This is a genomic window from Pseudomonas sp. PDM22, assembly GCF_014851965.1.
Lineage (GTDB): Bacteria > Pseudomonadota > Gammaproteobacteria > Pseudomonadales > Pseudomonadaceae > Pseudomonas.
This window is the reverse complement of record NZ_JACVAR010000001.1, coordinates 934,763-950,330: the sequence shown is the minus strand read 5'-3', so window position 1 is coordinate 950,330 and position 15,568 is coordinate 934,763. Positions and strand designations below refer to the sequence as shown.

Sequence of the window (15,568 nt, the reverse complement as noted above, 5' to 3'; positions counted from 1 at the left end):
ATACCACCTTGGAGCGCTTACTCCCTGTCAGGTCGCTCAGTAGGGTAAGGCCACCTAGACACCGTCAGGAGAGCCGCATGACAACAAAAACAAGGCGCGGATTCTTCCAACCGCAACTTCTCGCCACTGCTGTCGCCCTGGGATGCGCCACCCAGGCTCAGGCAATCAACTTCAACATCGGGGAGATCGAAGGACAGTTCGATTCCAGCCTGTCCGTGGGGGCCAGCTGGAGTACCCAGAGTCCGAAGCAGGATCTGATCGGTGCCGCCAACGGCGGCCACGGCATGACCCAGACCAACGACGACGGCCGGCAGAACTTCCGCAAGGGCCACACCTTCTCGAAGATCTTCAAGGGTATCCACGACCTGGAGCTGAAGTACGGGGACTTCGGCGTCTTCACCCGTGGCAAGTACTGGTATGACTTCCGCCTGAAGGACGAAGGCGTAGCCTTCAAGGATCTTTCCGACGACGGCCGCAAGGAAGGCGCCAAGTCTTCCGGGGCGCAGCTGCTCGACGCCTTCGGCTACTACAACTACGCCATCGCCGACATGCCGGGCACCGTGCGCCTGGGCAAGCAGGTGGTGAGCTGGGGTGAAAGCACCTTCATCGGCAACAGCATCAACAGCATCAACCCGATCGACGTCTCCGCCTTCCGCCGACCCGGTTCGGAAATCAAGGAAGGCCTGATCCCGGTGAACATGCTGTACATGTCGCAGAGCGTGACCGACGCGCTGTCCGTGGAAGGCTTCTACCAGCTGGAGTGGGACCAGACGGTGCTCGACAACTGCGGCACCTTCTTCTCCACCACCGACGTCGCCGCTGACGGCTGCAACACCAACTACAACATCCTCGACCCGGCCACCGTCAACTCGCTGAACGCGCCGGCGACCAAGGCCCTGCTCAACTCCCTGGGTGTCACCGTGACCCCCGAGGGTCTGATGGTGCCGCGCGGCGCCGATCGTGACGCACGTGACTCCGGTCAGTGGGGCCTGGCCCTGCGCTGGCTGGGTGACGACGTGGAGTACGGCGCCTATGCCATGAACTACCACAGCCGTACGCCGATCGTGAGCATGAAGAACGCCGGCACCGCCGACATCGGCAACGTCCTGCGCGCGCTCTCCGTGCCCGGTGGCGCTGCGCTGGCCCAGCCGCTGCTGCTGGGGCGTGGCAACTACTTCCTGGAGTACCCGGAAGACATTCGCCTGTACGGTCTGAGCTTCTCCACCACCCTGCCCACCGGTACCGCGTGGAACGGCGAAATCAGCTACCGGCCGAACATGCCGCTGCAGCTCAATACCACCGACATGACGCCGCTGCTCGCCACCACCGTGGTCGGCGGATTCACTAGCGGTGGCGCGGCCGGCGCGCTGGCCCAGGCCAACCGGATCAGCCACGGCTACATCCGCAAGGAAGTGACCCAGGCGCAGACCACCTTCACCCACTTCTTCGACCAGACCATGGGCGCGGACCGCGTAACCCTGGTGGGCGAAGTCGGCATGACCTATGTCGGCGGCATGACCAACGAAGTCGGCGAGCGCTACGGTCGCGACTCGGTCTACGGCGTCCCGGAGAATGCCACCGCGCGTAACGAGTACGGCAGCGGCGGCTTCTACACCTCGTCTTCCTGGGGTTACCGCGCCCGGGCCATCTGGGACTACAACAACGTCTTCGCCGGGGTGAACCTCAAGCCGAACCTCGCCTGGTCCCACGACGTGCACGGCTACGGCCCGGTCTTCAACGAGGGCAGCAAGGCCGCCAGCGTTGGTCTGGATGCGGACTACCAGAACACCTACACCGCGAGCCTGAACTACACGAACTTCTTCGGCGGCGATTACAACACCATCGTCGACCGTGACTTCGTTTCGCTCAGCTTCGGCGTGAACTTCTGACCTGCCTGCTCAAGGAATCGACATGAGAACGACAAGAATCCTCCAATGCGGCGCGCTGGCCCTGAGCCTGCTGTCCTGCGGCGTAATGGCGGCGGTGTCCGCCGACGAAGTGGCCAAGCTGGGCACCAGCCTGACGCCCATGGGCTCGCAGAAGGAAGGCAACGCCGACGGCAGCATCCCGGCCTGGACCGGCGGCATCTCCCGCACCGCTGGCAAGCTGGACGCCAAGGGCTTCCTCTCCAACCCGTTCGCCGACGAGAAGCCGCTGTTCACCATCACCGCGCAGAACGTCGACCAGTACAAGGACAAGCTCTCCGCCGGCCAACTGGCGATGTTCAAGCGCTACCCGGATACCTACAAGATTCCGGTGTACAAGACCCACCGCACCTTCGCGCTGCCTGACGACATCTACGCCGCCATCAAGCGCAGCGCCGAGTTCGTCCAGCCGATCAACGACGGCAACGGCCTGGAGAACTTCGAGAAGAGCCGCTACTACGCCTTCCCGCTGCCCCAGAACGGTGTGCAGGCGCTGTGGAACCACCTGACCCGTTACCACGGCGGCAACATCTCCCGCTCGGTGGTGCAGGTCGTGCCGCAGACCAACGGCAGCTACACGCCGATCCGCTTCGAGGAATCGATCGCGGTGCCGCAGAACATGGGTGACCAGGATGTCAGCAAGACCGGCAACATCCTCACCTACTTCAAGCAGCAGGTAACGGCTCCGGCGCGTCTGGCCGGTAACGTCCTGCTGGTGCACGAGACCCTGGACCAGGTGAAGGAGCCGCGCCTGGCGTGGATCTACAACGCCGGCCAGCGCCGCGTGCGCCGCGCCCCGCAGGTAGCGTACGACGGCCCGGGCACCGCCTCGGACGGCCTGCGCACCTCGGACAACTACGACATGTTCTCCGGCGCCCCGGACCGTTACGACTGGAAACTGGTGGGCAAGCGCGAGATGTACATCCCGTACAACAGCTACCACCTGAACTCGCCGGAGCTCAAGTACGACGACATCGTCAAGCCGGGCCACATCAACCAGGACCTGACCCGTTACGAACTGCACCGTGTGTGGGAAGTCGTGGGCACCCTGAAGTCCGGCGAGCGCAACATCTACGGTCAGCGCCACTTCTACCTCGACGAGGACAGCTGGCAGATCGCGGTGTCCGAGTTGTATGACGGTCGCGGCCAGCTGTGGCGCGTCGGCGAAGGCCACGAGATGACCTTCTACACCGAACTCGCCACCGGCTACGCCGCCGAGTCGCTGTACGACATCCTCGCCGGCCGCTACGTGACCTTCGGCCTGAACAACGAAGAGAAGCGCGGCTACCAGTTCGGCAACAAGGCCAGCATGGCCGACTTCACCCCGGCGGCACTGCGCAACACTGGCGTGCGCTGAAGTAACACTCCGCTCCTTGGCCCCGGCATCCCACGTGGATGCCGGGTTTCTTTTTTTGTCGTCGGCAAGGCGCGCGGCCTCTGTTCCGGCCCGGGGGCGGCCTGCGCTATACCGTCCCATGAATCTGGCTGATGGTCCTTTGCCCGCTTCGCCCGGCGGCATAGTCTGGCCTGCAAATGGCCGGAAGAAGCCCATGTCGACAATCGCCCTGCACAGTCTTGCACAGCACGGTGCGGCGCTGCCTCGCCTGCCCCGCCAGCACCTGCCCCGCGAACGGCTGCATGCCAGCCTGAGCGCCACCGAGTGCCGCCTGCGCTTGCTGGTGGCGCCGCCTGGTTGCGGCAAGACGGTGCTGATGAGCGAGTGCGCGCGCCTGGCGCCAGCCGGCACCCGCGTGGTCTGGCTGGGCCTGGGCGGTCGAGCGCTCGAGCCCGAACAGTTCTGCGAACGCCTGGGCGAGGCGCTGGGCGTGCCCTGGTCGGGCGAAGCGGCCCTGGCGGCCTGGCTGGAAAACGCCAGCGAGCCGGTCTGGCTGATGCTCGACGACTATCCGCGCGCCCCCGATTCCGCCCTCGACGACTGCTTCGACCGTCTGCTCGCCGTGGCCTCGCCGCAGATCGGCTGGTGGCTGGCCAGCCGCCGTCGCCCAGCCTGCAACCTCACCCGCCTGCTGCTCGAAGGCGAGCTGCTGGAGCTGGCCGCCAGCACCCTGGCGCTGACCCAGTGCGAGCTTGATGCCTACCTGCAGACCGCCGGCCTGGAATGGCCGCAGGCCCAGCGCCAGGCCCTGCAGGACGCCACCCATGGCTGGTTCGCCGGTGTGCGCCTGCGCCTGCTCAGCCTGGGGGCCGAACCTATCGCGCCCTGCGCCACCCAGGTGGCCGAGACCGGCAACGGCCTGCTGCAGGACTACCTGCAGCGCGAAGTCCTCGCGAGCCTGCCGGCCGAGCTGGCGGAAACCCTCTGCGGCCTGGCGCAGATCGCCCGTTTCAACCGCGAACTCTGTGATTACCTGTTCGATGAGCCCGGTCTCGGCCTGGACGGCCTGCAAGCCTGGGGCGTGCTGATCGAGGCAGTGGACAATACCCAGCACTGGTTCCAGGTGGCGCCCATGGTGGCGTCGGCGCTGGCGAGCCTGTCGCGCTGGCCGGCGGCGACCCTGCACCGGCGCGCCTGCCAGTGGTTCACCCAGGGCGGGGAAATCCACTCGGCATTCGAGCATTCCCTGTACGCCGAGCAGCCGGACGTTTCCGCCAGCCTGCTGCAACGCCTCACCGAAGAGCAGCTGCTGCATGGGCGCAACGTCGAGCGTGTGCTGCAACTGCGCGAGTCGCTGCCCGAGGAACTGCTGTGCAGCACGCCACGCCTGCTCATCCTCAACGCCTGGACGCTGTTGTTCGTCGGCCGCCTGGATGATGTGGAAGCGCTGCTGACGGGCTTTGACCGCTTCCTGCCGATGCCCGGCGAACACCGTCAGCGCGCGCTGGTCGCCCAGTGGCAAGGGCTGAACGGCATGCTCACCCACGCGCGCGGCCTGCCCGGCTCCCGCGAGCAACTGCGCGAGGCCTTGCAGCACCTGCCGGAGGAAGCCTGGTCGCAGACGCTGATCTGCCTGTCCGCTCTGACCCAGCAGGCCCAGGCCGAAGGGCGCCTGGCCGAGGCCCGGCTGATCAACCGCGAAGCGCTGCGGCGCGCTCGCCTGCAAGGCAGCACCACCTTCGAAGCGCTGCTGGAGCTGGACCGCGCCCAGTGGCTGGAGCAGCGCGGCGAGCTGCAGCGCGCCGATGCGCTGCTGGCGCGGGTGCAGGAATACCTCGACGAGATGCGCATCACCTGCAATGCCATGGCCGGCCGCGTCGCGCTGCGTCGTGGCTGGCTATGCCTGCGCCAGGGGCGTGACGAAGAGGCCCGCGAGCTGTTCATCGCCGGCCTCAACGAAACTCGCCGCAGCCACGATCCGAGCTCGATCTACGGTTTTACCGGCATGGCCTGGCTCGATGCGCTGGACGGCGACACCGATGGCGCTTTCAGCCGCCTGCTGGAAGTCGAGCGGCTGATGCAACTGCAACACGTCCCCGAGCCCATCTATCGCGGCCCGCTGCTGCTCGCCAGCGGCGCGCTGAACCTGCGCCAGAACCGGGCGGGGCCGGCGCGGGAAGTCCTGCAGCGCGTGGCCTCGCGCTATCGCGCCGACCGCCTCAGCCCGCCCGCGGCGGCGCCTGACCAGATACTGCGGGTCGAACATCACCTGGCCCTGGCCGAACTCTATGACGGCGACGTTGACGCCGCCCTGCAGCGCCTGCTGGCGATGCTGCCGGACCTGCTGCGCCAGGGCCGCAACACCCTGGCCTGCGACGTCTGGCTGGCGCTGGCCGAAGCGCACTTCATCGCCGGCAGCCTGGACGAAGCGCGCAGCGCGCTGGATCAGGGGGTATCCCTGGCCCAGCGCTTCGGGCTGCTCTCGACGCTGCGCGACACCCAGCGCCGCCAGCCCGGCCTGTTCGGCCTGCGCCCGCATGCCGGCGAGATGGCACCGCACAACCTGCTGAGCCTGCGCGAACTCTCGGTGCTGGAGCTGATCGCCCGCGGCTGTTCCAACCTGGAAATCGGCGAGCGGCTGTACATCTCCCTGCACACGGTGAAGACCCACGCACGCCGGATCAACGGCAAGCTCGGCGTGGAGCGGCGCACCCAGGCGGTCGCGCGGGCAAAAGAGCTGGGCCTGCTGAAGGTCTGACCCGTGAATATCAGTGCAGCGCCTTGGGCGGCACGCTGATCTCGGCCAGGCGCTGGGCCAGGCGCATCTGCTCGGCGGCGTCGTCGCTGAGCAGCATGGCGCGCTCCAGGTCGTAGCGCTCCGCCTGCGGGCAATCCAGCACGTGGTAGAGGTCGGCGCGGGCGAGGTGATCGCTGGCGCTGGGCGGCCCCAATTCCAAAACGCGCTGGGCATCCTTGAGTGCCGCCAGCGGTTCCCCGGCGGCCAGGTGCAGCTGGCGCAGATTGCGCGACAGGCGCTGCAGCATGTCGGCGGCGCTGGCTGTGCGCAGGTGCTCGGCGGATAGCTCGGTGTTGATGCCCATCTGGCGCGCCAGCAGATCACGGCAGTCGCGGGTGTAGAGACGGCGGCCGGTGGCGGGGTCGAGCAGGTGGTCGGCACCGGGCACGCGCAGCAGGAAACGTCCGGGGAAGTTCACCCCGACCAGCGTGATGCCGTTGCGCCGAGCCATCTCCAGTGCGATCAGCGCCAGCGACAGTGGCTGGCCATGGCGGCGCTGCAGTACCTGGGGGAGCAGGGCGGCACGCGGGTGCAGCGGGTACTCGTCGTCCTCGGCGAAGCCCAGCTCGCTCAGCCGGCGCAGCAGGAACTGCGCGCGCTCGGCATCGCCGGTGCCCTGCGGCAGGGCCACCGCGACCTGGTGCGCGAGCGAGTCGAACCACCGCAGCGCCTGGTCCGGCGGCAGGTGCGGTTCGTGCTCGGCGGCGATCCACAGGGCCGCTTCGAACAGGGCGGGCGGGTCCTGGGCAAGACAGGCAAGGCAGGCTTGACGCGGGTCCATGGCGTTCTCCGGCTGACCCTGCGGTTGTAACCGGAGCGCCGGGCACTCGTCCAGTGGTGCAGTCGTCGCCCGTGAAGGTGTTGTGACAGGCGCTGCCTATACTGAAGAGGGTCCGCCTTCGGACCGCCGTCCACCCCCAGCAAGGGAGCGCCGCCATGTTCGACATGATGGAAGCCACCCGGCTCGAGTCGCTGCATCTCTTCCAGGACCCGGCCACGGGACTCAAGGCCATCATCGCCATCCACAACTCCCGCCTCGGCCCTGCGCTGGGTGGTTGCCGCTATTTGCCCTACCCCAGCGACGATGCCGCACTGCGCGATGCCGCGCGCCTGGCCCAGGGCATGAGCTACAAGGCGGCGCTGGCCGGCCTGCGCCAGGGCGGCGGCAAGGCGGTGATCCTGCGCGCCCCGCACGTCAACAACCGTGGCGAGCTGTTCGAGGCCTTCGGCCGCGCGATCGATTCCCTGGGTGGCGCGTACATCACGGCGGTGGACAGCGGTACTTCCAGTGCCGACATGGACTGCATCGCCCAGTTCACCCGCCACGTCACCAGCACCACCAGTGGCGGCGATCCGTCACCGCACACCGCCCTCGGCGTATTCGCCGGCATCCGCGCCAGTGCCCAGGCACGACTGGGTAGCGATGACCTGGACAGCCTGCGCGTGGCGATCCAGGGCCTGGGCAATGTGGGCTACGCGCTGGCCGAACACCTGTCGGCCGCGGGGGCTGAATTGCTGGTCAGCGATATCGACGCCGGCAAGGTACAGCTTGCCGTCGAGCAACTGGGCGCCCGGCCGGTGCCCAACGAAGCACTGCTCACGACGCCGTGCGACATCCTCGCTCCGTGCGGGCTGGGCGGTGTGCTGACATCGCATGTGGTCGGCCACCTGCGCTGTGCTGCCGTGGCCGGGGCGGCCAATAACCAGCTGTCGCACCCGGAGGTCGCTGACGAGCTGGAGGGAAGGGGCATCCTTTACGCGCCGGACTACGTGATCAACTCCGGCGGGCTGATCTACGTCGCGCTGCAACACCAGGGCGAGTCCCTGCCGACCATTACCGCGCACCTGTCACGCATCGCCGAACGCCTGACCGAGGTCTACGCCCACGCCCAGGCCGATCACCGTTCACCGGCGCGCATCGCCGATATGCTGGCCGAACGGATTCTCTACGGGTAGGCGGACCGAAACCGGGCTCAGTCGAACTCTGCCAGTAGCTCGCCGCCTGCTCGTTTGCAGGCGGCTTGTTGTGCAGGGCTGAGTTGGTGGCGCCAGACATCGAGGCGACTGGTGTCCGGCGGCAGGGTTGTACGCCACTGCTGGTGCAGGCGTTGCTCCTTGCTGACCAGTAGCTGGCCATCGCTTCGGATGCGAGCCTGATGTTCTTCCAGGCGCGAGGCCGAGCCAAGGTGGTAGTCGAGCATGGCCGGGTGGAAGTCCAGCTCGATGAACTCGCAGATGCGCCTGGTCTGTATTTCCGGCTCATTGAGCAACTGGTCATAGCGGACCTCGAGATAGGGCAGGCCCTGTCCCTGCTGACGGGCATCGCCAATCAGCTGAGCCCAGCGCGCTATCAGCAGTTCAGGCTCCCGGTCTGGAGCGAACCAGGTTTGTCCCCAGGATAGGGCGACGTCCCGGCCATCGCGCAGGATATGGATGAAGCGGGCTTCCGGCAGTTGCTCGGCGACAGTACGCATGCGTTGCAGATAAGACGGTGTCTTGTCTCCGAAACGTGGCTTTCCCAAGCGCGCGGCATAGAGCTTGTAGAACAGCCGCAGTACTTGCGGCAGGCCGGCCTGCGCTGGCAAGCAGGCTGCAGCATCGATGAAGTGATCCGCGTCCAGGGCGAAGTCTGCCCAGGCCGGAGCAGACTCCGGCAGCAAGGTCAACGCTCGGGCCAGTTCGGCGGCCGGAGCTGGGTTGCGCAACAGGGTTTCGTTGAGCAAAAAGCCGGTTTCCGGGGGAATCGCCAGCTGCGGGTGGGCGTCGAGAATGAAGCGCAGCAATGTCGTGCCCGAGCGTGGCACACCAACAATGATTGGCATGGGCCGGGAGTGTTGTGGTTGCCCACTCACCGCAATAACCCCTCGAGCAGTACATCGACGACGCGTTCCTGCGCCGTTTCTGTCAGGGTGGGGTAGAGCGGCAGGCACAGCACCTGACGAGAAGCCTGCTCTGCGTTGGGCAGGGCTTCATAGCGGCAACGGCGGGCGAAAGCAGGTTGCTGGTGGGCGGGCGTGGGATAGTGGACGGCCACCTGGATACCAGCCTTGAGCAGATGTTCGGCGAGGCGGTCACGCTCCTCGAGCCGCACGGCGTACTGCGCGAAGACCGAGCTGGCACCGGCCAGCATTCCCTGGCGCCGCAGGCTGTTGCCGGCTACGGCCAGCCCCAGGTCGTAGCGTCGCGCTATGGCCTGCCGGCGTGCCAGCTGTTCCGGCAGGCGTCCAAGGGCCACCAGCAGCGCACAGCACGACAAACCATCCAGCCGACCGTTGGTACCCACCGAGCTATGCAGATACTTGGCGGACTGGCCGTGATCGCGAGCCTCACGAATGCGCTGGGCGAGCTGCTCGTCCTGGGTGAACAGGGCCCCGCCCTCGCCGGCGCCGCCGAAGGGCTTGGTGGGGAAGAAACTGGTGCAGCCGATGTCGGCCAGGCCACCGCTGTGTCGGCCGTGAAGCGTCGCGCCGTAGCTCTGGGCGGCATCCTCGATGACTCGCAGGCCGTGCTGGCGGGCCAGCGCATTGAGTGAGTCGAAGTCGGCCGGCTGGCCGAACAGCGAGACGGCGATGATGGCCCGGGTGCGCGGGCCGATCAGACGAGCGCAGGACTCCACGTCGAGATTGAGCGTTTCGGCATGGATATCGGCCAGCACCGGTGTGGCGCCCTGCAGCAGGACAGCTTCGACCGGAGCGGCGAAGGTGAACGCCGGCACTATCACTTCGTCGCCGGGGCCGATGTCCAGGGCCATCAGCGCCAGTTGCAGGGCCATGGTCCCGGAGCTGCAGGTGAGGGCGTGGGCAACGCCACAGTCCGCCTGCAGGAGCCGCTGCAGCTCCTGCACTTCGGGCCCCATGATGAAATGCCCATGCTCGAACAGGCGGGCCACCCGCGCCAGAACCTCGTCCTTGAGCGGCTGCCAGTCGGCCACCAGGTCGATGAAGGGAACCGCAGTCGTCATTCGTTGCTCCGGGAATAAATCACAGTACGGCCTCGGCCATCTGGCAGCCGTTGCGGATGCGTTCGCCCAGCAGGACCGCTTCCAGGGCCTGGCTGCCCAGGGCGATGGGCGAGGGCTCGCCGCGCAGCGCCATGAGGAAGGCCTGCGCCTGGCGCGTCAGGGCGTCCGGTTCGTGGCTGGCGTAGCGTACGTCCAGGTCGATCACCCGGTTCGCCATGTCGCCCTCGTAAAGCCGCACCTGGCGCTGCCGGCGGTCGCTTTCGCGGCACGCAGTCAGGTTCACCCGGCGCCCATTGGCGTAGTTCAATTGGCAGCGGACGTGCGACAGCTGGCCGTCCTGCCGGCGCCATTCGAGCAGGCGGAGCTCTTCCTCGGGAGCCCCAAGGGTATCCAGCAGCCAGTCGAGGTCGTGGATCATCAGGTCCTGCACCACGTCGCTGTCGCTCTTGAGCGAGCGTTGAGGTGGGGGCGCGGCGCGTATCACTTCTACGCAGGGTGCGTGACCGGACAGCGCGCTGCGCGCCAGGTGCAGGGCGGGGTTGAAGCGCTCGCTGTGGCCTACGGCGAGGAGCGCACCACTGCGCCGGCTGGCGTCGACCAGTTGCCTGCAGCCGGCGAAAGTCAGCGCCAGGGGTTTTTCCACCAGGCAATGGATGCCGGCCTCGAGCAGGGGGAGGGCGCAGTCGACATGCTGGTCGCTGGGGGTGGCGATGATCGCCACGTCCACCCGGCCCACCAGTGCTTCGGCGCTGTCGAGACAGGTCATCGCCTGGGCCGTCGCCCAGGCGATCTGTTCGGGGGCGCAGTCCACCAGCGTTGTGAGCCGGACGTCAGGCAGGCGCTGCCAGGCGGCACAGTGCAGGCGGCCCATCTTGCCCAGGCCGACGATTGCGGCGCGCAGTGGCGCGTGCAGAGCAGCTGTGCTCATCCCTTGTGCAGCCAACGTCTGAGGCGCCGGTACGGGGCAAGGACGCGCCAGGTCCGCGAATCGAGGACTTCGGCGAGGTCGGCCTCGACCTTGCGCAGGTGCAGTTCTCGCTCGCATGCCAGTGTTTGCCAGCGTTGGCCATGCTGCTCCTGCACGGCCAATTGGCTCTCCAGCTGCTGGCCGTGCAGCTCTTGCTCCGTCAGCGACGCCTGCAGGTGCTCGGCGCGCCGCTCGCCCTCGTCCAGCAGCGACTGCAGATACTGGCAGTGCCGTTCCAGTGCGGCCCACTGGGTGTGGTGTCCGTCGAGTTGCTCGGTCAACTGGCGAACCTGGCCTTGTGCGTGGGCGAGGTCCCGCTCCGCCTGCGCAGCATGGTGCGCGGTCTGGTACTGCTTCTTGACGGTGGGCGCGAGCCAGCGCAGGTAGGCGGCTCCAGCCTGCAGCTGGGACTGCGGCGACGGGGCGTTGTCGCCCTCTGCAGAGTTCTCGATGAGCTGGGTATAGATCTGCAGCCAACGATCCACCACACGCTCCATGTCGGCGTCCTGGCGAATCCGGTCGCTGATCCGTCGTGCGTCCTGATTGTCGTAGCGGTTGATCTGCGCCAGCAGGGTCTCTTCGTCCAGCGGCAGGCGCTGCATGCTGCGTACGCCGAAGTTCAGGCAGCGCAGCTCGTCCAGGTTGTCGCTGTCCACCATGCCCGCCAGGCCCACCTGGTCGGCGACTATCACCGCGCAGCCGCTGGCCATGGCTTCGAGGGCTGCGCGAGCCTTGGCGAACACCAGGTCGTAGTTGCCCAGCACCTGCGCTGGTTCCTTGACCGAATTGCCCGAGCCAATGCCGACCACATCGACCTGCTCGATGCCTGCGCGATGGCAGGCGTTACGCATGGCTTCCAGGGTGGGCTGGCCTGCCGCGTAGTTGCTGAAGATCAGCGCGGAACGCGGTCGCTCGGGTAAGGCCGAACGCTGCTTGAAACGCTGCAGATCGACGAAGTTGTACAGCACTTCGCAGCGCTCCGGAGGAATCCCCGGCGTCGTCAGCAGACGCTCCAGGCACAGGTCGTCCACGGCCAGGTACCGCCCGATGGCAGGCAGCACAGGGGGAACTTCCTCCCAGGGCAACCAGCCGTGGCAGATGTACAGGGCCGGGACGCGGGGGAAGTGCAGCATCGCGGTGACCGCGTCCAGATGGTGCTGGCCGTGGATGACGTCAGGTGGAATATTCAGCGCATTCAGGTCGTCGATGACCGGAATGGTCGCCCGGCGCAGCTCTTCGGCGACTTCGCCCAGCTGCGAGCTGTAAGCCACCGGCAAGTGGCCGCGGCGCAGGAGCGCCAGCGCCAGGTCACGGACGTAGAGTTCGGATCCGGCGCGGTTGCCCAGGGTGTTGTTGGTGATGAGAACGCGCAACGGCTTGAAGGTCGCTTCAGACATGGCGCAGCCCCAGTGCCTGGCGAACTGCACGGGCTGTGGCCGGGCGCAGGTCGAAGTGAGAGGCGATGTCGACCAGGCGCTGGACCATCTGCGCGTTGCTTGCCAGCTCGCGGCGCTGCGGATCGAGCCACAGATAGTCTTCCAGGCCGGTTCGGACACCGTTGCCGTACAACAGGCCCTGGGTGTTCATCACCAGTTGGCTGGCTCCCACACCGCCTCCACACCACAGGGCGCCTTGCGGCAATTCGCTGAGCAGTAATGCCAGGGCGCCGGGTCTGGCCTGGGCGCCGGCAACGTTGCCGAGTATGAAGTTGAAGTACAGCGGAGGCTGGATCAGCCCGCGCTCGAGCAGGTAGTGGGCGTAATTGAGCATGCCGGCGTCGAACACTTCCAGCTCCGGCCGGATGCCCGCTTCGGCCATGCGTTCGGCCAGGCGCTGGATCATCTCGGGGCTGTTGACGCTGGCGCTGCGGCTGAAGTTCAGCGACGACAGGGTCAGGCTCGCCATGTCCGGTCGCAGGTCGCCGGTGAGCCCGAGCGGGTCGGCACGCTGCTCGAACTCGCCGAAATCGCGGCCACTCAGGGACACGCAGATGACGACGTCGGGATGCACCTCGCGGATGCCACCGATGATGCGGGCATAGACCTCACGGTGATAGGTCGGCCGACCCTGCTCATCGCGTGCATGCAGGTGCAGCATGTTGGCGCCCAGCGTGACGCAGCGGCACGCGTCGGCAACTATCTCTTCCACGCTCAGCGGCACATGGGGGCTCATTGCCCGTGTGGGGAGCATGCCGGTGGGGGCCAGATTGAGGATGAATCCTTCCATCGTCGTCTCAGTCGCGCTCGACGGTCACCCCGGCGCGGCTGCGCGCGGGGTTGCCGATCACCGTGGCGCCCGCCGGGACGTCCTTGGTGACGACGCTGCCGGCGCCTACGACGGCGTTCTCGCCGATGGTCACGCCCGGCAGGATGACGCTGCCGCCACCGATCCGTGCGCCCCGGCAGATGCGCGGGTAGACCATGGGGCCGCCCTTGAGCTTGTCGTTGAGGGTGACCACGTGCGGACCGATGAAGACATCGTCCTCGATCACGACGCCGCGAGTGATATGGCAGGCGGTCTGGATCGACACGCGTTCGCCGATGCGGCAGTCGCAGATGTTGCAGTGCGAACCGATGGTGACGCCGGCACCGATGCGCGCGCCGCTGTGGATCAGCGTCATCGAGCCGACCCGGCTCTGCGGGCCGATCTCGACGTTGTCCTGTACTTCGGTGAGTGGCGGGTTGTAGAAGCGGACTTCGGGGAAGCGCTGTTCGAGTTCATGCATGGCTTCAGGCGTTCTCGAGTTGGGTTTGGTCCTGCCATTGGCGGACGCTGACCTGGTTGGGCAGGTAGCTCTGGGTGTAGATCCAGCCACGATCGGCCGGCAGAACCTTGAAGGGCAGCGCCACCTCGACTATGTCGTGGAAGACTGCCTGGGCGTGCTTGTCGACGGGTTCGGTGATCGATAGGCGCAGACTGTAGTCGCCGTGCATCAGCGGCAGCCGGGTGCGGTATTCGATGCAGTGGATCTCGCCGGGCTGCATGGTCAGCAGGGGCTGCTCAGTGATGAGGAAGTCGGCGCCGATCACTGAGACCAGGTGGCGGTCGCGCACCTTGTAGTTGACCGATACCGCGGCGCTGCACAGGCACTCGACATGAATGCGGATGATCGCGGGAGCATCGAACTGGAACAGTTCGGACGGTTCGCCGGAGGCGTTGAGCAGCTCCACCAGGCGCACGCGGCTATCGCCGGTGCCCTGCCGCTTGTTGATCCAGCGCTGTTCGAAAGCCTGGCAGCGGGCGAGAAAGGCAGCGTTGGCGGCCTGGAAGGTCCGGGCCTCGGGCTCGGACAGTGCCGCCGGTTGCACCAGCACCTGGTTCTGGGTCTGGTGGATGTCGTGCAGGTAGAGATCGGTGACTTCGCCGCAGGGGCCTTCTGCCTTGATCCGTCCGGACTCCAGGTAGATGGCGCGGTTGCAGATGGCGCGGACGGTGCCGACGTCATGGCTGACCAGCAGCAGGCTGCCGCCAGCTGCCTGGAATTCGCGGAACCAGTGCATGCATTTTGCCTGGAATGCTGCATCGCCCACCGACAGCGCTTCGTCGACTATGAGCAGTTCCGGATCCGAGTGCGCGAGGACGGCGAAGGCCAGGCGAACATACATACCGCTGGAGTAGGTCTTCACCGGTTGGTCCGCGAAGTCGCCGATTTCGGCGAAGGCGATGATCGAAGGCAGTCGCTGTTCGATCTCCTGGCCACTCATGCCCAGCACGGCGGCATACAGGCGGACGTTCTCGACTCCGGTGAACTCGGGATTGAAGCCGACGCCCAGTTCGAGCATGGCGCAGACCCGCCCGCGCACCTGGACAGTGCCGCCGTCGGGGCTCAGCGTGCCGGCAATGAGTTGCAGCAAAGTCGATTTGCCCGAGCCGTTGCGTCCGATGATCGCCACGGCTTCACCTGCGTTCAACGTCAGGTCGATGCCGCGCAGGGCGTGGAATTCGTTGGCGCTGTTGCGTGGCCGGCCGCCAAGCCAGCGGGGCCAGGCATGGCTCAGGTCATCGAGGAAACGGTCGCTGGGCTTGGGATATTGCCGGAAACTCTTGCTCAGGGCTGAACAGCGGATGAGTTCGGCAGCGGGCGAATCGTGCATGGTCGGTCGTCCTGATCACGACCACGCGGCGGACATCTGCGCTCCGGCAAGGCCGGCGCGCCGATAGTTCCCGGTGCACGGTGCGTTAAGAATCTTATAGGAATTTTCTTAGCGCATTCTGGCATCAGCACAAGCACCCGGACAAGCTGCCTTCAAGTGCTGGCAGGCCCGCCAGTCGGGAGATGGGGAGGGCAGGCGGCTTGCTTGCCGGCTCATTCCTCGGCGGCAGGTTCGCTGAAGATATCGCTCAACGCATCGGGCTGGTTCTTGAAGGCGCGGGCGAAGGCGTCGCGGTTCCTGGCCATGAAGATACCGATCTCCTCGACCTGATCCTCCTTCAGCGAAGGCACCGCCTTCTGCAGCACGTCGGCCAGCGTTTCCGCCAGCTCCAGCATCTTGTCGTGCCGGTCGGCCTCTGCCTTATCCATGAACAGGCGCTCCGGATCGCGGCTGCTGCGGTACACCACTTCGACGGCCATTCATCACCT

13 protein-coding genes are annotated in these 15,568 nt (G+C 66.6%); 4 read left to right on the top strand and 9 right to left on the bottom strand.

Going from position 1 to position 15,568, the window contains the following annotated elements; genetic code table 11:
• The first annotated feature begins 77 nt into the window (after positions 1–77).
• From IB255_RS04590 to IB255_RS04580, 3 genes are all read left to right on the top strand, one after another.
• Positions 78–1,889, top strand: a complete 1,812-nt coding sequence (locus tag IB255_RS04590) for a DUF1302 domain-containing protein (RefSeq protein WP_081516235.1) — start codon at positions 78–80, stop codon at positions 1,887–1,889.
• Between the two features lie 22 nt (positions 1,890–1,911).
• Entirely contained in the window at positions 1,912–3,282 is a 1,371-nt protein-coding gene (locus IB255_RS04585) for a DUF1329 domain-containing protein (RefSeq protein ID WP_081516234.1), read from the top strand.
• A 193-nt stretch (positions 3,283–3,475) separates the two neighbouring features.
• A complete protein-coding gene (locus IB255_RS04580; protein ID WP_081516233.1) occupies positions 3,476–6,019 on the top strand; it encodes a LuxR C-terminal-related transcriptional regulator in 2,544 nt (847 codons plus the stop codon).
• 10 nt (positions 6,020–6,029) lie between these two features.
• On the opposite strand, the gene IB255_RS04575 is transcribed toward IB255_RS04580, so the two are convergent.
• Positions 6,030–6,839 (bottom strand): SirB1 family protein, encoded by an 810-nt coding sequence (locus tag IB255_RS04575; protein ID WP_081516232.1) that lies wholly within the window; start codon positions 6,837–6,839, stop codon positions 6,030–6,032.
• 155 nt (positions 6,840–6,994) lie between these two features.
• Here IB255_RS04575 and IB255_RS04570 point away from each other — a divergent pair, with 155 nt between their 5' ends.
• Complete coding sequence (locus IB255_RS04570) at positions 6,995–8,014, top strand: Glu/Leu/Phe/Val dehydrogenase family protein (protein ID WP_192209832.1); 1,020 nt, start codon at positions 6,995–6,997, stop codon at positions 8,012–8,014.
• A gap of 17 nt (positions 8,015–8,031) precedes the next feature.
• Here the strand turns inward: IB255_RS04570 and IB255_RS04565 are convergent, their stop codons facing one another.
• The 8 genes from IB255_RS04565 to IB255_RS04530 all read right to left on the bottom strand — a co-directional run bounded on the left by IB255_RS04565 (position 8,032) and on the right by IB255_RS04530 (position 15,559).
• Positions 8,032–8,880, bottom strand: coding sequence for a sulfotransferase family protein (locus IB255_RS04565; protein ID WP_081516230.1), 849 nt, complete (start codon positions 8,878–8,880; stop codon positions 8,032–8,034).
• Positions 8,881–8,906: 26 nt separating this feature from the next.
• Positions 8,907–10,019: a DegT/DnrJ/EryC1/StrS family aminotransferase gene (locus IB255_RS04560; protein WP_081516229.1), complete on the bottom strand. Its 1,113-nt coding sequence runs from the start codon at positions 10,017–10,019 to the stop codon at positions 8,907–8,909.
• A gap of 19 nt (positions 10,020–10,038) precedes the next feature.
• Complete coding sequence (locus tag IB255_RS04555; protein WP_168190459.1) at positions 10,039–10,947, bottom strand: Gfo/Idh/MocA family protein; 909 nt, start codon at positions 10,945–10,947, stop codon at positions 10,039–10,041.
• Positions 10,944–12,383: a glycosyltransferase gene (locus IB255_RS04550; RefSeq protein WP_192209831.1), complete on the bottom strand. Its 1,440-nt coding sequence runs from the start codon at positions 12,381–12,383 to the stop codon at positions 10,944–10,946. Before IB255_RS04550 ends, IB255_RS04555 begins: the two co-directional genes overlap by 4 nt.
• The gene (locus IB255_RS04545) at positions 12,376–13,212 is read right to left on the bottom strand and encodes a 3-keto-5-aminohexanoate cleavage protein (protein WP_081516226.1); all 837 of its coding nucleotides are present in this window, start codon (positions 13,210–13,212) and stop codon (positions 12,376–12,378) included. The genes IB255_RS04550 and IB255_RS04545 overlap by 8 nt, the downstream gene beginning before the upstream one ends.
• A 7-nt stretch (positions 13,213–13,219) precedes the next feature.
• Entirely contained in the window at positions 13,220–13,711 is a 492-nt protein-coding gene (locus tag IB255_RS31040) for an acyltransferase (RefSeq protein ID WP_081516225.1), read from the bottom strand.
• A gap of 4 nt (positions 13,712–13,715) precedes the next feature.
• On the bottom strand, positions 13,716–15,080 hold the full coding sequence (locus tag IB255_RS04535) for an ABC transporter ATP-binding protein (RefSeq protein ID WP_192209830.1): 1,365 nt from the start codon (positions 15,078–15,080) through the stop codon (positions 13,716–13,718).
• 212 nt (positions 15,081–15,292) lie between these two features.
• Positions 15,293–15,559, bottom strand: coding sequence for a YebG family protein (locus tag IB255_RS04530; RefSeq protein WP_081516223.1), 267 nt, complete (start codon positions 15,557–15,559; stop codon positions 15,293–15,295).
• Positions 15,560–15,568 lie beyond the last annotated feature (9 nt).